Raw genomic sequence first — 22,994 nt, forward strand, 5'->3', positions numbered from 1 at the left:
CTATCTGACGAGATCTGTGCCCTGATCAAGAAAGCGAACATACTCGGCATACCGATATGTTCGCCGCCGTTCGCGACCTGTAATCTCGTCGACAATCTGCAGGCGTTCCAACTCTTGCAGAGAAGAAACCGCAGTACCGAAGGCAAGTCCGGTACGCTCTGCTACTTGCTTTGAGGAACTGTAGGGAAATCGCTGAAGGTTGTGGAACACCTGCAGAACAGAACCGCGCTTCCCACCCAAACCCTGTAGCTTGGCTTCATCTCGCTCGAAGAGTGCAAGAATATCTCGCGCAAGCGCTACCGCCCGCTCTGCTGTGATTGTTACGCCTTCCACGAAGAAGCTGATCCACTCCTCCCAGTTCCCTTTTATCCTCACGTCTTGTAACAACTCGTAGTACCTACTTTTCTGCTGCTTCAAGTACAACGAGAGATACAAGAGCGGCTTTCCTAGCACTCCTCGTTCCACAAGCAACATGGTCACTAGCAGTCTGCCTAAGCGACCGTTGCCATCCAGAAATGGGTGGATCGTCTCAAACTGCACATGCAACAGAGCACATTGAAGAACTATCGGCATGTCCGCCGCGGGTCCGTTCATGAACTTCTCAAACTGATCGAGCGCCGCATGCATCTCCGGGAGAGGAGGCGGCACATAGAAAGCGTTCCCGGGGTGCGTTCCTCCGATCCAATTTTGAGATCTACGGAACTCTCCAGGGCTCCTCTCGCTACCGCGACCGTCGCTCAGCAGGTGTTCGTGCATTTCGCGAATCAGCCGCAGACTTAGAGGAAAGCCAGAACCAAGTCGGTCTAGACCAAACCTCATTGCAGCGACGTAGTTCGAAACCTCGACAATGTCGTCATTGCGCAACTCAGGTTCCGCCTCGAAGAGCAAGAACTCCGAAAGAGTAGATTGTGTTCCTTCGATTTGTGACGAAAGAACCGCCTCCTTCCTTATGTAAAAGTAGATCAGCAGATCTGGATGCCTCAGGATTGATGAAAGGCCGTCAAGACGCCCGAGCATCTGGTCTGCGAGTGAAATCTGCCTGGCAAGTGCTCCTTCCAGAATGAGGGGAGGGTCTGGCGGCAGAGGTTTAGGATTGAAGGCGCGAAATTCCGAGATCCCGCTGCCTTGTTTCAAGAACACACCTTGTGATCCTCGATTCACACGAGCCCCTTATTTCAAAATTCAGCTAAAATTGAAATTACTATACATATAAAAGCAAATTTTGGAATAGGTCCAATCGCTATTCCAAAAGGCAGAAGAATCTGAAATAAGAACACGAACTTCTATACTGAAAAGTGAATGGCAGACGATCAAAACGCCCTCCCTCTCGGTCCCAACGACCCCGATTCGAACGAACAGGCCAGCAGCACCTCCGCCCGCAGCGACTCCGGCACCGGCGGCAACACCCCGCCCTCCGGCGGCGGCAGCATGGGCCCAGGCGCACTCCACCTCTTCCCCATCAACATCGAGGAGGAGATGCGCCGCTCCTACCTCGACTACTCCATGTCCGTCATCATCGGCCGCGCCCTGCCCGATGTTCGTGACGGCCTCAAGCCCGTGCATCGCCGCATCCTCTACGCCATGCAGGAGATGGGCCTGCAGGCCAACAAAAAATACACCAAGTGCGCCAAGGTCGTCGGCCACGCCATGGGCAACTACCACCCTCACGGCGACTCCGCCATCTACGACGCCATGGTCCGCCTCGCACAGCCCTTCTCCATGCGCTACCCGCTGGTCGACGGCCAGGGCAACTTCGGCTCGGTCGACGGCGACCCGCCCGCCGCCATGCGTTACACCGAGTCCCGCCTGCAAAAAATCGCCGGCGAAATGCTCGCCGACATCGATATGGACACCGTCGACTTCACCCCCAACTACGACGAGTCCACCCTGGAGCCCACGGTCCTCCCGGCGCGCTTCCCCAACCTCATCGTCAACGGGTCGTCCGGCATCGCCGTCGGCATGGCGACCAACATCCCGCCCCACAACCTGACCGAGGTCATCAACGCCGCCATCACCCTGGTGAACAATCCCCAGGCCGGCCTCGACGAAGTCCTCGAGCACGTCCAGGGCCCCGACTTCCCCACCGGCGGCTTCATCTTCGGCAAACGCAACATCCGCGAAAGCTACCGCACCGGCCGCGGCCGTTTCCTCATGCGCGCCAAGTGCTCCACCGAAGAGCTCAAGGGCGGCCGCGAGTCGATCATCGTCTCCGAGATCCCCTACCAGGTCAACAAAAACAACCTCATCAAGCGCATCGCCGAACTCGTCACCGAAAAAATCGTCGACGACATCTCTGACGTGCGCGATGAGTCCGACCGCGAAGGCATGCGCATCGTCATTGAGCTCAAGCGCGGCGCTCAGCCCGAGATCGTCCTCAACCAGCTCTACAAGAACACCAGCCTGCAGGAAAGCTTCTCGATGATCTTCCTGGCCGTCCACAACGGCCAGCCGCGCGAGCTCCCCCTGCCCGACGCCATCCGCGCCTTCATCGATCACCGCATCGACGTCGTCCGCCGCCGCACCGCCTTCCTCCTCGGCAAGGCCCGCGAGCGCGAACACATCCTGCTCGGCTACCAGATCGCCCTCGACCACCTCGACCAGGTCATCCGCACCATCCGCAACAGCGGCTCCCGCTCCGAAGCGCGCGAAAACCTCTTCGCTTTCTTCAGCGGCCGCACCATCAACCTCCGCGGCACCGAGCTCGCCGGCGTCACCCTCGACCCCAACAAGTACGGCGTCGACTCCGCCCTGCTCCCCGCCGCACCCGCCGGCAGCGCCCTCGCCGGCTCGCTCATCCTCTCCTACCGCCAGATCGACGCCATCCTCGAGCTCCAGCTCTACCGCCTCACCCAGCTCTCCATCGACGAGCTCCTCAACGAACTCGCCCGCGTCCGCGAATCCATCGCCGAGTACGAGTCGATCCTCGCCTCCGAGAAAAAACTCCGCCGCGTCATCGTCAAGGAGCTCGAAGAGGTTCGCGACAAGTACGGCGACGTCCGCCGCACCCAAATCGTCGACGAAACCGCCGAGCTCGGCCTCGAAGACCTCATCGCCGACGAGCAGGTCGCCGTCACCGTCTCCCACACCGGCTATCTCAAGCGCACGCCCATCTCCACCTACCGCCAGCAACGCCGCGGCGGCACCGGTCGGCTCGGCATGAAGACGCGCGAAGAAGACTTCGTCGCCTCCCTCATCGTCGACTCCACCCACAGCTTTCTGCTCTTCTTTACCAACACCGGCCGCGTCTTCTGGCTCAAAATCTACGAAATTCCCGACGTCGGCGCCGCCGGCAAGGGCAAGCACATGGCCTCCATCCTTGCCCTCCAGCCCGGTGAAAAGATCGTTAGCTATCTCGCCGTCCGCAACCTCAAGGAAGAGGGCAAATACGTCTTCTTCGCCACCCGCGAAGGCATCGTCAAAAAGACCCCGCTCGTCGACTTCTCCAACGTCATGGCCCGCGGCATCATCGCCATCAACATCGACAAGGACGACGAACTCATCGCCGTCCGCATCTGCGGCGAAGACGATGTCATCTTCCTCGCCACGCACGACGGCATGGCCATCCGCTTCGAGAGCGAATACAAGCAGATCACCCCGACCCGCACCAGCGGCCTGCGCGCCATGGGCCGCAACGCCGGCGGCAACACCGGCATCTCCCTCAAAAAGAAGGACTACGTCATCGGCGCCGCCGTCACCCCGTCCGAAGCCAGCCGCAACAAAAAGCGTCGTGAGTACGCAGAACGTATCGACGCCGAAAAAGGTCTTGATGTAGGCGCGATCAAGTCAGCCTTCGCGAACACTCTTCAAGGTGGAGTTAGCACCGAGAGTGTGATCCCTTCGAGCAAGGGACCATCCACGGTGAGCGACTCGATGATGGTGAAAGTTGAGCTTGCCATCGCCGCGATCGAAAAGGCCAAAGGCGCCATCCCCCTCGAACTCCAGGGCGACAGCTCCGAAAAGGTCGTCGAAGCCGCCCTGCCCGAAGCCGAAGTTGAAAAAATGGAAAAGCTCGACAAGCAGCTCGGCCTCACCGCCTGCCTCATCCTCACCGTCTCTGAAAACGGCTTCGGCAAGCGCACCGACGTCGACGCCTACCGCCTCCAGTCCCGCGGCGGCAAGGGCGTCATCAACATGCGCACCACCCCCAAAATCGGCCAGGTCTCCACCATCCAGCTCGTCGACGAATCCACCGAGCTCATGGTCATCTCCCAGTTCGGCAAAATCATCCGCATCGACACCAAAACCATCCGCGCCGCCGGCCGCGCCACCATGGGCGTCAAACTCCTCGACCTCGACGACGCCGACAAAGTCGCCGCCGCCGTCACCATCCCCAACGAAGAAAAACCCGAAGACGACAAACCACTGGTGCAATAACACCAGCAAAACATCCCGTCAACCGCGCGAACATACAAAGCCTCTGGTTCCCACCGGAGGCTTTGTCGCGATTGGAAGCTTTAGCCTCCGGCATAGACCCATAACCCTCGTCTCAAGTCTTATCCTGAGCGCAGCGAAGGATGTGACTTCTGCTCGCGGCGGCAACCACTGTCAAAAGACAAGTACGATCAGCTTTTCACAAGCAGCAGGTTTTCAGGCTTCATTTCACCTGCCTGCCTCCGCACAAACTTCTCCTCGTTGGTATGCCCCATTCGTATCATCTTGATTGAAACATTCTTGGTTCATAATGACAGTTCACACCCCTATGGACGCTATGCCTGTCGATGCTGCACCTCTGCCTGTGGAACTGGTAATCACCTCTCTGGATACCGTCGTTAAACCTGCGCCATGGATGTGCTGGCGCTCATATACCGCAAGCGATCTCACAAATCGCTCGGTGCTTCAGTCAGAGAAAACACATGTATTTGCGTTACTTGAGGATAGAGCGTCGATGATTTGGCAGTTGATCGAGGCTCGTTGCACCTACGGTGACCTCATAGCTAAATGCCAAACGGAAGAATGGAACTTGGCTGAACTTGCATCTTTTATTGCAGAACTAGGCGAAGCCGAGTTCATCGTTACTGATCGTGCGTTTCGCTTTGAGCAACCAGAAGCGACTCCAACTCCACAACGGCTAGAGTTTGCTGAAAACACTGATGAAGAACAATCAATGATGCAGTGGGCCGCCGGTCAGGGATTTCTTTGGGCGACTCATTGGGAGATGACTTTTCGCTGCAACGAACGCTGTGTTCACTGCTACAACCCCGGCGCAGCTCACGAACAAACCGAAAAGCCGAAACGGGACCGTGAAGAACTGACGACTCAGGAAGCGTTTGCACTTCTCGAGGATCTACGTAAAGTTGGCGTGTTTCGACTAACTTTGAGCGGAGGTGAAGTCACTCTGCGCCCTGACTTACTAGAAATCCTCCGCTTTGCACGCAGCTTGGGCTTTTCCGTTGCACTGTACACCAATGGTCTTCGGCTCACAGAGGGATTGATGGAAGAGCTGAGCCGCCTTTATCCCACATCTATTTCGCTTTCTGTATACAGCACTGATGCCGAAACCCACGACGAGATCACCGGGGTAAAAGGCTCGCATTCCAGGACTATGGAAGCTGCGCAGAGGGTACGCCGGCAGAACATCAAACTTTACATTAAAAGTTCTTTGCTCCGTCACACGGCTTCAGAGTATCCAGCCCTCATTGCGAGTGCTGGTCGTCTTGGCGCTGCCCCAGAGATCGATATGCATCTTTCAGACGGAGCAGATGGAGCACGCATAGTCGATAAGCGCGCCATCGATGATCCTCGAACTGTTTTGGTTATGGCCCTCACCTCGGGATCTCCTCTATACGTCGGATCCAAAGAGGAAAGCTTTGGCTTTTTTGCAAAGGATAAGAACAGTACAGTATGCGGAGCTGGTGGCGGCGTCCTGTACATCGATCCAGAAGGTTACGTCTCCTCATGTAGCAGTTTGCCAGCACGTGATGTGAACATTCGTAACGTGTCGTTGATAGATTTTTGGGGGCGTACAACATTCGGCGCTCGCAGATCTAAGAAGTCCGTCGACGCCTCGCTGGAAGTAAGCACATGGCAGAACCAGCTTCTCTCAGATTACGAAGAATGCGGAACTCACAAGCGTTGTGGCTGGTGCGCCAAGTGCCCGGGCATGGCGTTCCTAGAACATGGTGATCGGGATAAGCCTGCTTCCCTGAATTGTTTTCACGCGGGAGCAAAAATGCTTGCGGCTCAGTGGTTGGAACGCGATCTTGATATCAAAGTAATCGGTCACATTATCGAAAGCTTCGCAGTTTCAGCACCGCTCGACGTTTTCCCTCTTATACAAATTAAAAACGCTACAACAGCGCTTTCACAAGAGACGTTCATTCCGTTTGTGTCGATCACATCAGGTTTGGAGTTGGCGTGCGGATCGAGAAAGGCTTCACGCTTTCTGGCCTCGCTGGACGACCTTTCGCAACATGTCGAGCAGTGCATCAGCGCTACGGCAGTGCATTCAAATTATGAGAGAAGGGAGGTGAAGATGACGATGACGATCAAGAAGATTGTGAAGATTACAGCACAGGTCCGCTCTGGTTGTTCAAAGAGCTTGCAAGGCACCTGCGGTATCAACTACAGGCAGGGCTGAGCAAACGCCACGGTGTGGGCACGTTCCTGCGCCGTGGCACCCCTCATCAAGTAAATGCACAAAATGGAAACCGATCCGTTCCACTGGAACAATAGAATATGGTTCTCTGGCTGCGAAGTGAAGCAGTTCTCCTTCGGTTTCGCGCCAATCACGATATCGTTGGAAGCCCTCGACAGCGTCACAATCGCTCAGGTGGGGGGCTGGTTCAGAGCTTCCTCACGAGACCTATCTCTCGGTCAGCCACATGTCTTGTCGCCTCTCCATGGGCGCTCCGCCACTGCTCGATGTAACGACGGCCGATTCGTCAGCATCAAAGGTGTCGGGTGGACATGTGGACCATGCTCGGTTTTTCCATCTCCGAAAGAAGATTTATACTTCGGCCTCTACGGCGAAATAGCCGCTCGCCGAGAGCTCGCTGTGCAACGCGCTCTCGGCGGTGTAAGTGGATCGTTTGCTGAGGTTCTAGGCTTTGCAGAATTCGTATCTGCCATAGATAGGTTTCCGGGTTTATTGCTTGAGCATTTTGAACCATTTTGCGTTGCTCAGGGTATGCCTGTTCTGCTGTACACATCGCATATTATGCCTGTCCGAGTTGCCGACCTCGGCTTTTACACTTCTGAGGAACGGGCCCGTACGATTGCTCTAACTTGCCAATTGCGGGGATGGAGCAAGGAAGCTTATCTTTCGGAATTCGCTTATGTTCTCGGCAAAACGGTAGCAGCTCTGCACGACAGAGGAGGCGTAAATGATTCGCTGGAACAGTCCAACGTCACTTTAGCTGGTGAAGTGACTGACTTTGAATGGATGTTTGTACCCGGCATAAACACCCCGGATGGAATGAGCGACCAGCACCTTGACGAACGTCAAGCAAAGGAAATTCTATATGGAATCGAGATTATCTCTCTTCTGTGTGCCTACCTCAGCCAAGCGCCGGAAAAGTCTCAGCAGGATTTTCTAACAAGTTACACTTCTTATCGTCAAAGTTTTTTGTCTAAAGCGGCGGACAGTTGTGTTCGACTCTTAATTCGCAGAGCTGTCTGAACTGTGGTCATCCTACGTTAACGCCGAGTGCTTGCTTCATGTCCGGAGTTAAGACTTAGCTCACACTTGGTATTCCTTTTCAGCAAGCCAGCACCGACGACCTGAACATCACCTCGCTCTTGCTCCTGCGCGACGATCGCTGGCAACTCCGCTTCCACACCGAGTTTGCAATACCACCCAAGCGATAACGGTCGAAGTCAGCCTGACCAATCAGACATAGGCGTCGCTTCCGCCACGCGCAGCCCACAGAAGCTGGTCGCCTCGCGCCGCGCTGGTCGTCTCTCAGCGGCTGGCATCGTATAAAGATACGACCCATGTCGAAGGACTCGACTATGGATCACATCGGAACCTCGCCCGGGTGCCCCATGTCCGGATTCTCGGGCATGGGTCTCTCCTTCGAAGGCACACCGAGACGCTACTTCCTAGCCTGCTCGACCGCTTCACCCTTCATGTGCTTCGCGATCGCTTCCGCCGCTCTCTGCTCACCCTTGTACGCGTTCGTCTTGTCGACGGAGTAGGCCCACACCAGGGTGCCGTCTGTCGTCTTCAACGGAACCGCTGCGTGGGCTGACCCCTTCGATGAAACAAAGATCGTCTTGGCCCATCCGGCCTTCTTCGTGGACGGTGCCACTCAGCACGTACTCGGCCTCCTCCCCTCACATCGACGGCGTAGACCTCCGGCCCAAAGAGCTGTCAAGCCCCTCGCGCACCCAGTTTCGGGCGAAGTAGCTGACGGAACAAGACTTACAGACCAAAAATACTTGGCATGGTATATCCACCCTTTCTTCTATCCTGAAAGAGCGGCATAGGGGAAAGCGAAGGGTCGGCAAACTGCCCGTAAGTCATTCCAGCGCAGGATCTTACGTGTAAGTTCCTGCGCTGGAAGAACTTACAGAACCATCGCATCCCCAAACCTTGCAAGATGAGGAACTTGCGTAAAGACCGGAGGGGGAGGGGCCACATCAGAGCTTGCAGGCCTGCTCCACCGCCGGCCGGTGTCCTGCAGCAGCTTTTTCGTCGCCCTCGCCGGGTGGCTAGCCGGCCGTAAGCTGTCCGCCCGTGAGCCAGAATCGCAAGGAAACACCTCTCTACGACAGCAATTGAAATTTGGGCACGTATGCTGATTCCTTCGGCGTGCGGGTACTCTCTTTCGCCGCCTCATCGGGAACAGCTTGCAAACGTACCTTCACCGATCCAGCGACACGCTTCGGATAAACCGGTCGACACACTGGATCGCGAGGTTCCCCGCAAGCCACGCCGGCCGGCTTCACGGCACGCTCTGATGTGGCGCTTGCCCGCACCTGAAGCGCAACCTCTCGCATCTTTTCCAGCGGAGCGGCTGCGGAGACCTCTTGTGACGGCGTCTCGCCTACATTGACTGCGTTCCTTGCGTCGGGCACTGCTGGGGCCGTTTCGTTCTCGATCTCACTTTCCAGAGCGGTTTGCCAGATGGAAAGCCTTGATGAAGGTTGCACTTCGGCTAGCTTCAATATCTCGTCCAACGTGGTTGGCCGTGCAAACAAATAGCCTTGTGCGCTATTGCACTGCAATCCAGCCAACATCGAGGCTTGCGCAGCTGTCTCCACTCCTTCCGCGACAACATCCATCTCAAGCGATCTGGCGAGGAACAGAATTGAAGTCATGATCATTTCATGGCTGCGGTCCTCTGTGCAGCGCGCCACGAAGGACCGGTCAATCTTGAGGCGATTGACGTTCAGCCGAGTGATGTAACTAAGGTTCGAGAAACCCATTCCGAAGTCGTCCATCGCTACCGAGACGCCCTGGTTTTGTATCTTGGCCAGCACTTGCAGAGCTTCGGCCTCATGCTTGATCAGGAGTCCTTCTGTGATCTCCAATTCGAGACATTTCGGATCCAAACCACTTTCTTCCAATGCGTGATTGACCACATCGAGGAACCCTTTCGCATGCACCTGCCTGGGTGAGATGTTTACCGCCAACAGTATTTGCCGGCCGATTTGTTTTTGGAGTGCAGCAATATCGCGGCAAGCAGTTCGCAAACACCATTCGCCGAGCTGCACGATCAGCCCGGTCTCTTCCGCCAGCGGAATAAAGTCATTGGGCATGACCAGACCCCGCTCAGGACTGGCCCAGCGAACCAATGCCTCGACACCGGTCAGCTTGCCCGTTTTCAGGCAGAACTGTGGTTGGTACACCAGGAAAAGTTCTTCGCGCTCAAGGGCTGTGCGTAGTTGCGCTTCGGTCTGCACAGCCCTGCAATGCCAATCAGCCATTGTGGGCTCAAAGCAACTCACCTGATTGCCGCCCAGGGACTTGCTTCGTCTGACCGCGATTTCCGCCTCTGCGAAAACAGATGCCCGTGTCGCTGTATTACTCTCGGCGTAACTTACTCCGATACTTGCGGTCAAACAAACACTGTAGCCTTGTATCTGAAACGGTTGCTCAAATAACTGCACGAGCCGGCTGCCTTCCTGACAGGCCTTATCCCTGCTTTCGCAATCGGCGAGGAGCACAAAGAATCCGTCCGTCCCGGTACGAACCAGTTGCTTGTCGGCATCCAGGTTGCTGCTTAAGCGACTGCCGATGGCTCGCACGGCCACATCCGCGGCTTCCAGGCCGAGTGACTCAGAGATGCGGCCCAACTCATCCATTCGAATTTCCAGCAACGCAAAGGCTTTGCTGGATGCCTGCAATTGCAGAATCGCGCTTCCTACCTGTTGAAATACGGTTTCCACTTTCGGCAGACCGGTTTGCAGGTCGTAGTGAGTCACCAGATCCACGTATTCGGCCATCTGTTGGTAATCCCTCAGATCCTCCAGTGTCGCAACCTGCATCCCGCCTCGTCCGTTCTGCCCGGGCAAGCCTTTCAGGTGCACGCGTGCCGTGATGTTCACGCCATCTTTGCAGCACACCGTTCCGTGCACACGTTCGCCGATTCTCGGCATTGTGCCCAGGTGATTCTTGTCTTCAGAGAAAGCCAGATCGCTCACCCGTGCTTCACGAAACACCTCTTCAAAGCGCAGTCGTGTTAACTCCTGGCAGGTGTAGCCGGTCATACTCGCAGCGAGCTTGTTGGCATAAGTGATGTGGCCGGAAGCATCGAGGAGTAACAGACTGCAACCCACACTGTCGAACAGAATTTCACCGCAAATCTGCAACGAGTCAGCAGGAAGAGTGGCTACACTTGCGTTGTCGCGCACGCAGGGTGAGGGGCTTAAAGTGGACACGTCATCTTCTCCAAGGCAAATGAAAGAGTGCAGATGCGCTTTCGCCACGCCTATGCACAAGCTGGTTCTTTGAATCGATCGCTGCGCAACCATTGTGATTGCGTCTTTGTTATGAGACGACAAATAGGCGTGTGACGCAGCTACACCTTGTCACTATTGACGTGCTTCATCTGTTTACTCCGAGTTACCCAAAAGTAGTACGCCGCGCCAGCGAGAGCTATAGAAGTCTCCTCTACCCGTTGCGAGGAGAGCTGGGCAGAAGGCTCGCCGGGAATGCGCCACAGCACTAGGCCGCGTTCCACGTCCAACCGCTCGCTTACACTGGCGGCATGAAGCTGATCGCGGCTGTTGCATTGACCTTATTTTCCTGTGCCCTAACTGCGCAGGCACCGAAAATTGCCGCGAGGTCAGCAGCCATGCGTGCGGACGCGCAGGGTTGTCATTTGCTGGTGCCTGCCGAGATGGGCAGCGGCGGTTCTCTGCGCTGGATTGGCACTTGCCGCAACGGTTTGGCCGAGGGGCCGGGCGTCATCCGTGTGCAGGTGGAGGCCAGCGATGTCCGCCTTTTTGCTGGCGTGATGCGAGCCGGCCAGCCCGTCGCTGGCTTCCTCGACATGGGGCCGAACTTCAATTTCGACAGCGGCGGCCCCGCCCTGCACTTCAAGGGCGCCGACGCATTGCCTGTTGCGAATCCCGCTCAGGTGCAGCAGGCCTGCAACATCGCCGCGCAAGGCGCACACGCCGCGTCTGCCTTGCTGCGCGCCGCCAACAACCCGGCCTCGGCAAGTTTTTACGAGCAGTGGGTGACATCCCTGAAGCACTGTAACGAGCCGGAGTAACGCCGGTTCATTCCTGCGCAAGAAGACTTTCGCGGCGGCTCGGCGCAGAATTGCGTGGCATCATGCAACATCGCGCCGCAAGTCTGCTTCTCACCTCTGCAAGGAGTGTAAAAATGCCGCTGATTCTCATTCTGGTCGTTCTGATTCTGCTCTTCGGCGGCGGTGGTTACGCCATGGGTCCAGGCCTGGGCTACTACGGCGGCGGCGGTCTCAGCCTGGTGCTGGTCATCGTGGTGCTGTTCCTGCTGTTTGGCCGCGGACGCCGGCTCTAAACCGCCACGCCCGAACCGCGCATCCCGACTTTCTCCTTCCTATAATCAACCTGCCGGTACTTCAGGTCGTTTCCTTATACGACCTGAAGTACCGGCAGGCTTAGACCTTTGGCTCCCAGCCCTTCTCGTACTTGCGGTCCCGCATGTCTTCAGCGGTCTTGTTGCCCGTGATGTGCCCGTTCGCCGGATCCAGCGTCAGTACCGCCTGCGAGAAATATGCGATGTTCGACAGTTGCACCAGGGTGGTGCTCACATTGCCTTGCGCAACGGGCTGGTTCAGCGGTTCGCCGGTGCGAATGGCCGCGATCAGGTTTGCAAAGTGCGCGTCCGTCATCGAGTCCGCTCCCACGGTGTCAGCCGAAGAAGTGGCAGCGTGCGCCGGCTGCTTGTAGCTGTCGATCACCTTGTCTTTCTGGTCGTAGATCTCCCAGCCAGCGCGGTCGATGACCGCGGTCGCCTGCGTGCCGTGAACGGCGGTGCCGCGGTCACGGCCATAGGTCTTCTTGCCGCTGATGCAAGACCCCTTCCACGTGATCAAGGCGTCGGGATATTCAAAGCTGGTGTCCAGGGTGTCATAGAACTGCCAATCATCCTTTGTGGCGTAACGGCCGCCCGCGGCAGTGACCTTGTTCGGGTAATCCACGCCGAGCGCCCAGCGCGCCACGTCAACCTCATGGGTGCCATTGTTCAGGCTTTCGCCCGTGCCCCAGGTGCGGAACCAGTGCCAGTTGTACGGATGCACGTTGTCGCGGTAGGCCTCGCGCGGCGCGGGCCCCTGCCACAGGTCCCAATCAAGGGTGGCAGGCACGGGAATCGGCTTGCCGACGCCGATGGGCTTGCGCGTGTTCGCGTACCAGGTTTCGGCCCAATAGGCTTTGCCCAGCGCGCCAGATTTGATCTTGGCCACGATCTCCTGCGTCGCCTTGTGCGAGCGCTGCTGCGATCCCATTTGGCAGAGCTTGCCGGTCTTCTTCTGCGCGGCGACCAGCCACTCGCCTTCCTGCGGGTTGTGGCTGCACGGCTTTTCCACGTACACGTGCTTGCCCGCCTGCAGGCCCAGAATCGCCATGGGCGCGTGCCAGTGATCGGGTGTGGCGATGGTGATGACGTCGATGTCTTTGCTGGCCAGCAGCTTGCGGAAGTCCTGCTCGGTGCGTGGCTTGTCACCCATGGCGGTGGCGGCGCGGCCGGCAAAGCGCTCGAGAATGACCGTGTCCACATCGGCCACGCCGACAATGCGTGCGTTTGCCTTGTTCGCTTTCAAGGACGACAGGTGCGCATAGGCGCGGCTGTTCAGGCCGATGATGGCAAAGTTGACCCGTTCATTCGAGCCGGCGATTTGCGCGTAGCTCTTTGCGTTGGCGGCAATGGCGAGACCGGCGGCGGCAGTGGCGGCGGTCCCTAGAAACTCTCGGCGTGACGACATGCATTCTCCCCTGTTTTGGTTGCGGAAGCATGGTACGCGATTTGTTTGAGACTTGTCAGAACAAACTCGCAGCAGGTGAGTCATCGGCCCAAACCGGCTGCGAGTTGATGCACCTAAAGGTAAAGCTCACCCGGCACCAGAGTCAGGCATCGGGTAGGACGCAGCCGCATCGTTTCGGCTAGGCTACAGTCCAGCGACACGGGCCGGCGCCCGCATGAAGGTGAGCAGGTCATGGTTTAGCTTGTCAGGAGCGGAGTTGGTCAAGCCGTGCGCCTCGCCGTCGTACTCAATGCTCTCGGAGTTGGCGACCAGCCCCTTCATGCGCTCGCCGGCAACGGAAGGAGGCACCGTTTCATCCTTGCTGCCGTAGATGACGAGCGTAGGAATCGTCGCTTTGCTCAGGTCGCTGCGGAAATCCGTTTCGCCGAAAGCTCTGACGCATTCGATCGTGGCCTTGGGCGAGGCAGACATCGCCATGGAGTGGAAGAACTCACGCTGCGCCTCGGAAACCTTGTGACTGAGCGCAGTGTTGCCGTAGAACTTCTTCGCAAAGCTCTTCAGAAAGTCGGGACGGTCCTTCTCAAGGCCCTCTATGATTTCATCGAACACCTTCTTGTCCACGCCATCCGGATTGTCGTCCGTCTTGAGCATGAACGGCGGAACCGCGGAGATGTACACGGCCTTTGCTAGACGCGATTCACCATAACGCCCTATGTAGCGCGCGACCTCGCCGCCACCCATGCTGAAGCCGACCACCGTGGCGCCGGTCAGGTTCAGGCCTTCCATCAGATCGTTCAGATCGCTGGCGAACGTGTCGTAGTCGTACCCTTTGGCAGCCCAGTCGCTGCGGCCGAAACCGCGGCGGTCATAGGCAATCACGCGAAAGCCAGAGTCGGCCAGCACGCGCGCCTGGTACTCCCAGCTGGCGCTGCTCAGCGGCCAACCGTGAATGAGTACGACGGGCGCGCCTGTACCCCAGTCGTAGTAGTAGAGGTCCGTACCGTCTTTTGCTTCAAAGTAGGGCATCGCAGCTCGCTTTCCGCGGAGGTCAAAGCACTCCGTCTCGAACACGTGGGATGCCGTCGCGCCGGTGCGATGTCGCTTGTGGAGCGGTGAGCGGCGATCACGATGGCGTGATATTGCAGCCAGCGTCTTCAGCTTGTTGATGTGACTGGAGGGCTGGTTTGTGCGCTCGCACACGATCCAGCTTGCAATAGTCGCGATACTGGTTGCATGGAAACAAACCTGGGCACATTGCTGACTGAATCGCGCAATCCGCGCACGGCAGAGATCGACACGCTGCCGACCGAGCAGATGCTGCGCATCATTAACGAAGAAGACGCGACCGTTGCGGCGCACGTGGCCGAAACCATTCCGGCGATTGCGCGGGCCGTGGATGCGGTTACGGAGCGGGTACGCCAGGGCGGCCGGCTCTACTACATCGGCGCGGGCACCAGCGGACGACTGGGCGTGCTGGACGCCTCGGAGTGCCCGCCAACTTACTCGGTCCCACGCGACATGGTGCAGGGACTGATCGCGGGTGGCGACCCGGCGCTCCGCGTCAGCGCGGAAGGTGCCGAGGACTCGCGCGAGCAGGGTGCGCTGGACCTCCTCGCGAACGGATTCGGACAGTCGAAAGGCCTCGACGTACTGGTCGGCATTGCCGCGAGCGGCCGCACGCCCTACGTGCTGGGCGCGATGGAGCATGCGCGCAACGAAGGCTGCCTGGTGATCGGCCTGTCGTGTGTGCCCGGCTCGGCGGTCGAGCATGCGGCTGACATCGCCATCACACCGGCCACGGGCCCGGAGGTCATCACCGGCTCCACGCGCATGAAGGCGGGCACAGCGACCAAGCTGGCACTGAACATGCTCTCAACCGGGCTGATGATTCGCCTGGGGTACGTGCTCGGCAATCTAATGGTCAACGTGGCGTCAACCAACGCCAAGCTGGTCGACCGTGCGGAGCGCATCGTCGCGGAAGCCACGGGCGTTTCGCGCGATCGTGCGGCGGCGCTGCTGCGCGAAGGCGGCAACGTGAAGACGGCGATTGTGATGGGCGCGAACCATACAACCCGCAAAGAGGCTGAGGCAAAGCTGCAGGCCGTAGGCGGCGTGTTGCGGGCTGCGTTGGAAGCATGACGCGGTGCGGCACTCGATCGCACCTCTTGCTCGCCTAATGATGCAGTTGCAGTTCTCACAGTGTTCTTCTCTCGTAAGCAGACGGCGTAACATCGAAACGTAGTGATGTCAGCACGACCCGGTTCTCAACCTCAGCCCAAAGCTCCGCTTGCCTTTCTTGGCATGTGCTGCGGCGTGGGCGTTTCCTCCATGTACCTTGCGCAGCCGCTGCTGCCGACCATTGGCCAGAGCTTTCACGCGAGCGCGTCGCAGGCGGGGCTGGTCGCGGTGGCAACCCAGGTCGGCTACGCGGGCGGCCTGCTGTGCTGCGTGCCGCTGGGCGACATCGTGGAACGGCGCGGCCTGATGACGAAGCTGTATGCGGCCGTCGCCGTGGCGCTGCTGCTGGTTGCGGTGGCGCCCACTCTGCCGTTGCTGGTGCTGGCGAGCGTGGCCGCGGGCGCGCTGGCATGCGTGACGCATGTGGCGCTGCCCATTGCGCCCGATCTGGCAAAGCCGAAGGAGCGCGGCAAAGCAATCGGCATCGTGATGACCGGCCTTCTGCTGGGCGTTCTGCTGGCGCGCACCTTTGCCGGATGGATCAACGACCTGGTGCTCTACCTGACACGCAATGCGGCCTGGAAGGTTTCTGGCTGGCGCGTGGTCTTCCTGGTCGCGGCAGTGGTCTCCGCGTGCTTTGCGCCCGCGATCCGGCGACTGATGCCGGTGCTGCCGCCCAAGCAGCATTTGCGCTACGCGGACGCGATGCGTTCACTTTGGACGGTCTTCCGCGAAGAACCACTTCTGCGTGAAAGCTCCTTGATGGGCGCGCTGGTCTTCGGCTCCTTCTCCGTCTTTTGGAACACGCTCGCCTTTGTGCTGCAAACGCACGGGTTGGGCGCCGGTGTCGCGGGATCGTTCGGCCTGGTGGGTGCGGCCGGCGCGTTGATGGCTGCGTTCGCGGGCAAGCTGAGTGACCGGCGCGGGCCGCGCTATGTCATGTCGATGGCGCTGGCTGTGCTCGCGGTTTCGTACGGCTGCATCTACGGTACAGAACGGCTGGCCGAGCACCAGGAGCATACGGCACACCTGCACGTGTGGCTGTACCTGGGTCTGCTGGCGTTGGCAGTAATCATCATGGACGTGGGCGCGCAGGCCTCGCAAATCGCAAACCAGACGCGCATCTTCGCGCTGCGGCCCGATGCCCGGTCGCGCGTCAACACGGTGTACATGGTCAGCTATTTCACCGGCGCGGCAATCTCATCGGCGCTCAGCACGCTGGCCTGGCAGCACTACGGCGTGAACGGCACGTGCGGGTTGTCAGTCGTGCTGATTGCGCTGGCAGTAATGCGCCACGTGACCGGGCAAAAGCAACTCTACCGCCGCCCAGCCTCGATCCCGGACGCCGAGCCGGTCATGTTTGAGATGTAGCGGGTTGGCGCAAGTGGTGGCATCCGCATCTATCGTGAGCGGGTGCGACGATGAGCCTTTATCTTTCCATGGCAGAGCTTGCGGACGAGCTCGCCGCAACCAGCAGCAAGCTGAAGAAGCGCGCGGCCATTGCAGCCGGCCTGCTGGCTGCGCGCGACGCAGGCACGGACGAGCATGGCAACGCGGAAAACGGCCTGCGTGACGCCGGGCTGTTTGCCATGTTTCTGGCCGGTACTCCCTTTGCGGAGTTCGATTCGCGCAAGCTGAACGTCGGCGGCGCGATGATGTCGCGCGTCATTCGCGACATCGTGAACCCGACCGACGCCGAGTTCACTGCCGCCTTTCGTCGCCACGGCGACCTGGGCGCGGCAACGGGCGACCTGTGGACCGAAAAGCATCACTCGCCTGAGCCATCGCTGACCTATGCCGGCATCGCGCAGAGCTTCGCGGAAATCGCAGTCGCGAAGACCACGGCCATTCGCCAACAGCTGCTGACCGGTCTCTTGCGGGCGGCCACGCCGGTCGAAGCTAAGTACCTGGTCAAGCTGATGCTGGGCGACATGCGCATCGGCGTGAAGCAGGCGCTGATCGAAGAGGCCGTCGCCGTCGCCAGCGAGCAGCCGCTGGAAGCCGTGCGCAACGCCATCACGCTGGAGGCCGACCTCCTGGACGCCGTGCGCAAAGCGTTCCAGGGCCGGCTCGGCGAAGCGCGCATGCGCCTGTTCCACCCGTTAGGTTTCATGCTGGCTTCGCCCGTGGACACGCCCGAGGAAGCGGTGAAACGCTTTGCCGCTACACCGGACATCGCGAAGGAGGCGGGCGTTTCGCAATACACAAGCAGTGCCGGTGAGGGTGCAGCCGTAACCGCGGAGGAGAACGCCTCGCCCCACTCGGACGATCCCGAAGAGCGGGAGCAGATTACGCTCGACGCGATCCACATCGACGCGCAGATTGAAGACAAGTACGACGGCATGCGCGTACAACTGCACTGCGGCGACCCGTCACAACCCGGCCGCGTGGCACTGTATTCACGCAACCGCGAAGACGTGACCGTAAGCTATCCGGAGATCGCCGAGGCCTTCGCGCGCGTGACGCCGGAGCTGCTTGGCGACAGCTCTGGCAATGGCCTCATCCTGGATGGCGAGGTGCTGGCGTGGAACGTGCGCGAGCATCGCGCGCTGCCGTTTGCGGTGCTCAGTCCGCGCATCGGCCGCAAGCGCGTGACCAACGACGTGCGCCGCGGCACGCCAGTCGTGTTCATGTGCTTCGACATCCTGTTTGCCGGCGGTTCGCTGCTGCTGGACCTGCCGCTGCAGGAGCGGCGGCAACGGCTTGAAGCTGCGGCACAGCGCATCGAGCGCGTTACGTGTTCGCCGCTGGAAGCAACGGCACCGATGCCGAAAGGCGGGCTCTTCGTCGACGATGGCGTAAGCAAGGCACACGGCGAACAGCGGCTGCTGATCAGCGCCGTTCGCCACGCGTCCAGCGCCGACGACCTTGACCACGCATACCTGTCGGCGCGCGACCGCGGGAACGAGGGCGTCATGATCAAGGCCTCGGGTTCTGTCTACCAGCCGGGCCGCCGTGGCATCAGCTGGGTCAAGCTGAAGCGCACGCTCGACACGCTGGACGTGGTCATCACCGGCGCCGAATACGGCAACGGGCGCAAGTCGCAGTTCCTGAGCGATTACACCTTTGCCGTGCGCGACGCGGACGGATCGCTGAAGAACGTGGGCAAAGCCTATAGCGGCGTGACCGACGCCGAGATCGCCGAACTGACCGAATGGTTGAAGGCGCACACGCTGGAGGACTACGGCCATTTCCGCACCGTTGAGCCGCTCATGATTCTTGAGGTCGCGTTCAACAACATCATGCGTTCCGACCGCCACAGCAGCGGTTTCGCCCTGCGCTTTCCACGCATCCTGCAAATTCGCCGCGACAAGCCGCTCGACGAGATCGACACGGTCGCGCGCGTGGAAGAGATCTACCAATCGCAGCCGGACAAGCCTGCGGCGGACGCCGGCGCAGAACCAGGTCCTGTCAACTGAGGCCACATTGGCACTAGAATGGAGACAGGCAAACGCATGAGCAACGGCGAAAACATCATTCAGTCCGTTAAAACCGCGATTCAGGATGTCGTTGCACCAGACGTCCGCGAATTGAAGGTTAAAACCGATGCTCTGAAAGATCAGATTGTCGCTGTCGACAGGCGCCTTTCCGAGCAGATTGCTTCTCTCGATAAGCGGCTCTCCGAACAGATGACGACTCTGGAACGGCACATGAGTGAAAAGTTTGAGGCCTCTGCTGCCCGCTCGGACGCACAATTTCACGCCTTGCTCGCCGCGATTGCGCAGAGCAAGGCAGAAAACGAGCTGATGGTCTACAAACAGCTTTCTTCCTGAGCCAGCGCGTGAGTGTGCTGGAAACAAAGCTGTCGGAACCTCGCGCCGCCTAGCCGACGAATCACCCGCACCACAGGCAATCCAGCACGCGACATATCCCGCGCAGCGACCTTTGCCGTCGCTGGTTCGCCGCATCCAATCCGCATGGAATTTCGACAGCTGGGCAAGAGCGGGTTGCAGGTGCCGGTCCTGTGCTATGGCACGGGCACCTTTGGCGGTGCGAATCACGAATTCTTTAAGCGGTGGGGTGCCTCCGACGTGGCAGACGCACGCGATCTGGTCGACACCTGCATGGAAGCCGGCGTGAACTTCTTCGACACCGCGGACGTGTACTCAAACGGCGCGTCCGAAGAGGTGCTGGGCGAGGCCATCGCCCACCTGCCGCGCGAATCCGTGCTGCTGAGCACGAAGACGACGTTCCGCTTCGGCCCCGGACCCAACAACGTCGGCTCGTCGCGCCTGCACATCACGCAGCAGGTCGAGGGCAGCCTGAAGCGCCTGAAAACCGATTACATCGACGTCTACCACATGCACGCCTTCGACGCTCTGACGCCCATCGAAGAAACACTGAACACCCTCGACACGCTGGTGCGCGCGGGCAAGGTGCGTTACATCGCCTGCTCCAATTTCAGCGGCTGGCACCTGCAGCGTTCCCTCGACATCAGCGAGCGCTACGACTACCCGCGCTATGTGGCACACCAGGCGTACTACTCCCTGATCGGCCGCGACTACGAATGGGAGTTGATGCCGCTGGGCCTGGCCGAAGGCGTAGGCTGCCTGGTCTGGAGCCCGCTCGGCTGGGGCCGCCTGACCGGCCGTATTCGCCGCGGCCAGCCGGCGCCCAAGGACACCCGCATCGGCCAGGGCGGCGGTGAGGCCGGCCCGGAGGTGGACGACGAATACCTTTACCGGGTCGTCGACGCGCTGGACAAGGTTGCGGCCGAAACCGGCAAGACCGTGCCGCAAATTGCGCTGAACTGGTTGCTGCAAAAGCCCACAATCAGCAGCCTGGTTATTGGGGCACGAAATAAAGAGCAGCTCAAAGCCAATCTCGCAGCCGCTGACTTCCGCCTGACGCGTGAACAGGTCCAGGTACTGGATGCGGCGAGCGAACGGCCCGTGCCCTACCCTTATTGGCATCAGCGGCAGTTCCAGGAGCGTAACCCGATTCCGCCGGCCGTGCGTTGGTAACGCAGATTTTTCGGGGCGTACGGCGCAGCCGCAGATTCAGCCAGCCAGCGCGCTGCACTGTTCGCCTGATCCGTTCCAGCCTGTCGCATCACTGGACTGCAAACCGGGCCGGAACGCAAGGACGGCCCCCAAAGTCAGTTCCATTTTGGCTCAGCTGGCCGTTCTTGCATCCAAGATGGTATTGTCCGGTCAGCAGCAGAGTGGTAGGCGATAGCCCACCGCTCAACCATGTGACACAGGGGAGTGCTGGCGATGGTCGAACGCATCTGCTCCAGTTGCAAGCGCAGCAATCTACGCCGCAGTGCTCGCCACGGGTTCATGGAGACCTTTGTCTACTCCCTGTTTGGTATGTACCCCTGGCGCTGCCGGCAGTGCGGCATTCGCACCATGCTGCGCGATCGCGGCGAGTCCCGCCACGGTCACCGGCCCACACAGGCAAGCGGCAGAGTTTAACTTCGGTCACCACCAACTTGGGTATGCTGACCGCATGCCCCAGGTTTCCGTCGCGCGCCTTCAACCCACCGCCAAGCTACCGCAGTACGCGCACCACGGCCCGTTCGGGGATCTTGCGGCCGACCTGTACAGCGTTGCGGCGGTCACCATCGCGCCCCACCAGACCTCGCTTGTCCCGACCGGGCTTGTCATGGCGTTCCCTGCTGATTACGGCGCGCTCGTGGAAGACCGCAGCGGCTTGGCCATGCGCGGCATCACCACGCTCGCAGGCGTCATCGACCCCGGCTATCGCGGCGAACTCAAAGTCGTTTTGATCAACATCACCGATGCGCCAATCACATTACCGGCAGGCGATCGCATTGCACAGTTGCGCCTGGTGCGGCGTATCGAGGCGGAGTTCGTCGAAGTCGAAGCCCTGGACGACACACGCCAGACCACGGCGCGCGGTGCGGGCGGCTTCGGCTCCACCGGCCATTGATGCAACCGGTCGCTAGTTGATCGGCTCCGGTGAAAAGTTCCGCACGATCTGCTGCACGCCCGGCGCGGAAAACTGGATCGTTGCGTCCATGCCGGGGTTCAACACCAGGCCAACGTCGCGCGGCATGGCGCGCAGCCACGCAAGCGCGTTGATCTGGAGGCAGTAGCTGGCCAGGTTGCGAAACGCATCGGCGTAGACCACCTCTGTATACGCGGCAACAAACGTTTCATTCCCTTTGTCCAGCAGAATGGGACGAACCGCGCCCAGTTCGCCAAGGACCTCGGTGCGGCTTGGAACCGCGATTCGGCTTCCCACCAGCTTTGCGACGAACTCCTGCTGCGAGAGCGCCCCGGCGCGGACGGCAAGAATGGCCTGTTCGAGTTCGTTCGGCTCGTTCGGCTCGTTGAATTGATCCATTTCTAACGGTTAGATGCGGCCGTTCCGCCGGTGAGCGCTGGCCGCGAAGCCGGGCCGGACCACGCGCATCCAATCCTTTATGAAGCCAAACGACTTGCGTACCCTGGGCCGCTCAGGCCTGCTGGTCTCTCCCGTGGCGCTGGGCACCATGACTTTCGGCACGCCGCGCTGGGGTTCTCCCGACGAAGTCAGCGAGCAGGTCTTTCGCGCCTACGTGGAGGCTGGCGGCAACTTCATCGACACGGCGGATGTGTACGCGAAAGGCCGCAGCGAGGAGCTGGTCGGCGGCTACATTGCCGACGCAAAGCTGCGCGATGATCTGGTCCTGGCGACCAAGTACACCTTCAACCCGAACCCGAGCCGGCCGCTGCTGGGCGGCAACAGCCGCAAGAACATGCATCGCGCACTGGAAGGTTCGCTGCAGCGTCTGCGCACCGATTACGTCGACGTGTACTGGATGCACGCATGGGACCAGGTCACGCCGATTGAAGAAGTGCTCGACTCGATGGGCGACCTGATCCGCGCGGGTAAAATCCGCTATTTCGGCCTGTCGGACGTGCCTGCGTGGTACGCCACCCGCATGGCAACACTGGCCGAGGCGCGCGGCGTACCCGGCCCCATCGCGCTGCAGATGGAGTACTCCCTGACCAGCCGCGAGATCGAAGCTGAGTACGTGCGCGCGGCGCAGGTGTGCGGCATGGGCATTACGCCCTGGAGCCCGCTTGCCGCCGGCTTTCTCGCCGGCAAATACACGCGCGGCGCCGACGGTAATGCCCAGCAGGGCGGCGGCCGGCTGGACCTGAACCTGCCGTCGTTTCAGAAGTTCACTGAGCGCAACTGGCAGGTGCTGGACCGTGTTCGCGCGATCGCTGCGGACGCGGAGCTGGACCTGCCGAAGCTGGCGCTGGCGTGGGTGTACGCACAACCGGGCGTGATCTCGACCATTCTGGGCGCGAAAACAGTCGAACAGCTCCAGTGCAATCTCGCAGCGCTGGACGTGCAGCTGTCGCCGCAGCAGATGGACGCGCTGAACCAGGCAAGCGCGCCCGAACCGACCAGCATGGACCGCTTCTTCTCCCCAGCCGGCAAGAAGATGATCTTCGCCGGAGCGGAAGTAAAAAGCTGGCGTTAGATCTGCGCGTA

19 protein-coding genes are annotated in these 22,994 nt (G+C 59.8%); 13 read left to right on the forward strand and 6 right to left on the reverse strand.

Features of this window, described 5'->3' with window-relative positions; genetic code table 11:
- Window positions 1–1,140 (reverse strand): Fic family protein, encoded by a 1,140-nt coding sequence (locus tag ACOFKT_RS14830; protein ID WP_419804758.1) that lies wholly within the window; start codon window positions 1,138–1,140, stop codon window positions 1–3.
- Window positions 1,141–1,299: 159 nt separating this feature from the next.
- Here ACOFKT_RS14830 and gyrA point away from each other — a divergent pair, with 159 nt between their 5' ends.
- The 3 genes from gyrA to ACOFKT_RS14845 all read left to right on the forward strand — a co-directional run bounded on the left by gyrA (window position 1,300) and on the right by ACOFKT_RS14845 (window position 7,618).
- Window positions 1,300–4,374: a DNA gyrase subunit A gene (gene gyrA, locus ACOFKT_RS14835; RefSeq protein ID WP_419804759.1), complete on the forward strand. Its 3,075-nt coding sequence runs from the start codon at window positions 1,300–1,302 to the stop codon at window positions 4,372–4,374.
- A gap of 334 nt (window positions 4,375–4,708) precedes the next feature.
- Window positions 4,709–6,577: a radical SAM protein gene (locus ACOFKT_RS14840; protein WP_419804760.1), complete on the forward strand. Its 1,869-nt coding sequence runs from the start codon at window positions 4,709–4,711 to the stop codon at window positions 6,575–6,577.
- Between the two features lie 417 nt (window positions 6,578–6,994).
- On the forward strand, window positions 6,995–7,618 hold the full coding sequence (locus ACOFKT_RS14845) for a hypothetical protein (protein ID WP_419804761.1): 624 nt from the start codon (window positions 6,995–6,997) through the stop codon (window positions 7,616–7,618).
- A gap of 415 nt (window positions 7,619–8,033) precedes the next feature.
- On the opposite strand, the gene ACOFKT_RS14850 is transcribed toward ACOFKT_RS14845, so the two are convergent.
- On the reverse strand, window positions 8,034–8,168 hold the full coding sequence (locus tag ACOFKT_RS14850) for a hypothetical protein (protein ID WP_419804762.1): 135 nt from the start codon (window positions 8,166–8,168) through the stop codon (window positions 8,034–8,036).
- A 538-nt stretch (window positions 8,169–8,706) separates the two neighbouring features.
- A complete protein-coding gene (locus tag ACOFKT_RS14855) occupies window positions 8,707–10,872 on the reverse strand; it encodes an EAL domain-containing protein (protein ID WP_419804763.1) in 2,166 nt (721 codons plus the stop codon).
- A gap of 281 nt (window positions 10,873–11,153) precedes the next feature.
- Here ACOFKT_RS14855 and ACOFKT_RS14860 point away from each other — a divergent pair, with 281 nt between their 5' ends.
- Together ACOFKT_RS14860 and ACOFKT_RS14865 are read left to right on the forward strand one after the other, a co-directional pair.
- The gene (locus tag ACOFKT_RS14860) at window positions 11,154–11,663 is read left to right on the forward strand and encodes a hypothetical protein (protein WP_419804764.1); all 510 of its coding nucleotides are present in this window, start codon (window positions 11,154–11,156) and stop codon (window positions 11,661–11,663) included.
- A 113-nt stretch (window positions 11,664–11,776) separates the two neighbouring features.
- On the forward strand, window positions 11,777–11,935 hold the full coding sequence (locus tag ACOFKT_RS14865) for a DUF3309 family protein (RefSeq protein ID WP_419804765.1): 159 nt from the start codon (window positions 11,777–11,779) through the stop codon (window positions 11,933–11,935).
- 100 nt (window positions 11,936–12,035) lie between these two features.
- On the opposite strand, the gene ACOFKT_RS14870 is transcribed toward ACOFKT_RS14865, so the two are convergent.
- Together ACOFKT_RS14870 and ACOFKT_RS14875 are read right to left on the reverse strand one after the other, a co-directional pair.
- The gene (locus ACOFKT_RS14870; RefSeq protein ID WP_419804766.1) at window positions 12,036–13,361 is read right to left on the reverse strand and encodes a Gfo/Idh/MocA family protein; all 1,326 of its coding nucleotides are present in this window, start codon (window positions 13,359–13,361) and stop codon (window positions 12,036–12,038) included.
- Window positions 13,362–13,544: 183 nt separating this feature from the next.
- Window positions 13,545–14,387 (reverse strand): alpha/beta fold hydrolase, encoded by an 843-nt coding sequence (locus tag ACOFKT_RS14875; RefSeq protein ID WP_419804767.1) that lies wholly within the window; start codon window positions 14,385–14,387, stop codon window positions 13,545–13,547.
- 207 nt (window positions 14,388–14,594) lie between these two features.
- Between ACOFKT_RS14875 and murQ the strand changes: the two genes are divergently transcribed.
- The 7 genes from murQ to dut all read left to right on the forward strand — a co-directional run bounded on the left by murQ (window position 14,595) and on the right by dut (window position 21,434).
- Entirely contained in the window at window positions 14,595–15,500 is a 906-nt protein-coding gene (murQ, locus tag ACOFKT_RS14880) for an N-acetylmuramic acid 6-phosphate etherase (RefSeq protein WP_419804768.1), read from the forward strand.
- A gap of 174 nt (window positions 15,501–15,674) precedes the next feature.
- Window positions 15,675–16,910: an MFS transporter gene (locus tag ACOFKT_RS14885; RefSeq protein WP_419804769.1), complete on the forward strand. Its 1,236-nt coding sequence runs from the start codon at window positions 15,675–15,677 to the stop codon at window positions 16,908–16,910.
- Window positions 16,911–16,960: 50 nt separating this feature from the next.
- Window positions 16,961–18,958: an ATP-dependent DNA ligase gene (locus tag ACOFKT_RS14890; RefSeq protein ID WP_419804770.1), complete on the forward strand. Its 1,998-nt coding sequence runs from the start codon at window positions 16,961–16,963 to the stop codon at window positions 18,956–18,958.
- 36 nt (window positions 18,959–18,994) lie between these two features.
- Window positions 18,995–19,312, forward strand: a complete 318-nt coding sequence (locus ACOFKT_RS14895) for a hypothetical protein (RefSeq protein ID WP_419804771.1) — start codon at window positions 18,995–18,997, stop codon at window positions 19,310–19,312.
- A gap of 144 nt (window positions 19,313–19,456) precedes the next feature.
- A complete protein-coding gene (locus ACOFKT_RS14900; RefSeq protein ID WP_419804772.1) occupies window positions 19,457–20,503 on the forward strand; it encodes an aldo/keto reductase in 1,047 nt (348 codons plus the stop codon).
- Window positions 20,504–20,755: 252 nt separating this feature from the next.
- Window positions 20,756–20,956 carry a hypothetical protein gene (locus ACOFKT_RS14905; RefSeq protein WP_419804773.1) on the forward strand — a complete coding sequence of 67 codons (201 nt, stop codon included), beginning with the start codon at window positions 20,756–20,758 and terminating at the stop codon, window positions 20,954–20,956.
- A gap of 34 nt (window positions 20,957–20,990) precedes the next feature.
- A complete protein-coding gene (gene dut / locus ACOFKT_RS14910) occupies window positions 20,991–21,434 on the forward strand; it encodes a dUTP diphosphatase (protein WP_419804774.1) in 444 nt (147 codons plus the stop codon).
- Window positions 21,435–21,446: 12 nt separating this feature from the next.
- Here the strand turns inward: dut and ACOFKT_RS14915 are convergent, their stop codons facing one another.
- Entirely contained in the window at window positions 21,447–21,851 is a 405-nt protein-coding gene (locus ACOFKT_RS14915; RefSeq protein ID WP_419804775.1) for an SseB family protein, read from the reverse strand.
- Between the two features lie 79 nt (window positions 21,852–21,930).
- On the opposite strand from ACOFKT_RS14915, the gene ACOFKT_RS14920 reads away from it, so the two are divergent.
- Window positions 21,931–22,983 carry an aldo/keto reductase gene (locus ACOFKT_RS14920; protein WP_419804776.1) on the forward strand — a complete coding sequence of 351 codons (1,053 nt, stop codon included), beginning with the start codon at window positions 21,931–21,933 and terminating at the stop codon, window positions 22,981–22,983.
- Window positions 22,984–22,994: the final 11 nt, after the last annotated feature.

Source organism: Terriglobus sp., assembly GCF_965201105.1.
In the GTDB taxonomy this organism is placed as follows: Bacteria; Acidobacteriota; Terriglobia; order Terriglobales; family Acidobacteriaceae; genus Terriglobus.

What these genes read in the sequence shown, in the direction of transcription:
- gyrA (WP_419804759.1), top strand. Translation starts at nt 1,300, where the DNA reads ATGGCAGACGATCAAAACGCCCTCCCTCTCGGTCCCAACGACCCCGAT.
- ACOFKT_RS14840 (WP_419804760.1), top strand. Translation starts at nt 4,709, where the DNA reads ATGCCTGTCGATGCTGCACCTCTGCCTGTGGAACTGGTAATCACCTCT.
- ACOFKT_RS14860 (WP_419804764.1), top strand. Translation starts at nt 11,154, where the DNA reads ATGAAGCTGATCGCGGCTGTTGCATTGACCTTATTTTCCTGTGCCCTA.
- ACOFKT_RS14865 (WP_419804765.1), top strand. Translation starts at nt 11,777, where the DNA reads ATGCCGCTGATTCTCATTCTGGTCGTTCTGATTCTGCTCTTCGGCGGC.
- ACOFKT_RS14870 (WP_419804766.1), bottom strand. Translation starts at nt 13,361, where the DNA reads ATGTCGTCACGCCGAGAGTTTCTAGGGACCGCCGCCACTGCCGCCGCC.
- ACOFKT_RS14875 (WP_419804767.1), bottom strand. Translation starts at nt 14,387, where the DNA reads ATGCCCTACTTTGAAGCAAAAGACGGTACGGACCTCTACTACTACGAC.
- murQ (WP_419804768.1), top strand. Translation starts at nt 14,595, where the DNA reads ATGGAAACAAACCTGGGCACATTGCTGACTGAATCGCGCAATCCGCGC.
- ACOFKT_RS14890 (WP_419804770.1), top strand. Translation starts at nt 16,961, where the DNA reads ATGAGCCTTTATCTTTCCATGGCAGAGCTTGCGGACGAGCTCGCCGCA.
- ACOFKT_RS14895 (WP_419804771.1), top strand. Translation starts at nt 18,995, where the DNA reads ATGAGCAACGGCGAAAACATCATTCAGTCCGTTAAAACCGCGATTCAG.
- ACOFKT_RS14900 (WP_419804772.1), top strand. Translation starts at nt 19,457, where the DNA reads ATGGAATTTCGACAGCTGGGCAAGAGCGGGTTGCAGGTGCCGGTCCTG.
- ACOFKT_RS14905 (WP_419804773.1), top strand. Translation starts at nt 20,756, where the DNA reads ATGGTCGAACGCATCTGCTCCAGTTGCAAGCGCAGCAATCTACGCCGC.
- dut (WP_419804774.1), top strand. Translation starts at nt 20,991, where the DNA reads ATGCCCCAGGTTTCCGTCGCGCGCCTTCAACCCACCGCCAAGCTACCG.
- ACOFKT_RS14915 (WP_419804775.1), bottom strand. Translation starts at nt 21,851, where the DNA reads ATGGATCAATTCAACGAGCCGAACGAGCCGAACGAACTCGAACAGGCC.
- ACOFKT_RS14920 (WP_419804776.1), top strand. Translation starts at nt 21,931, where the DNA reads ATGAAGCCAAACGACTTGCGTACCCTGGGCCGCTCAGGCCTGCTGGTC.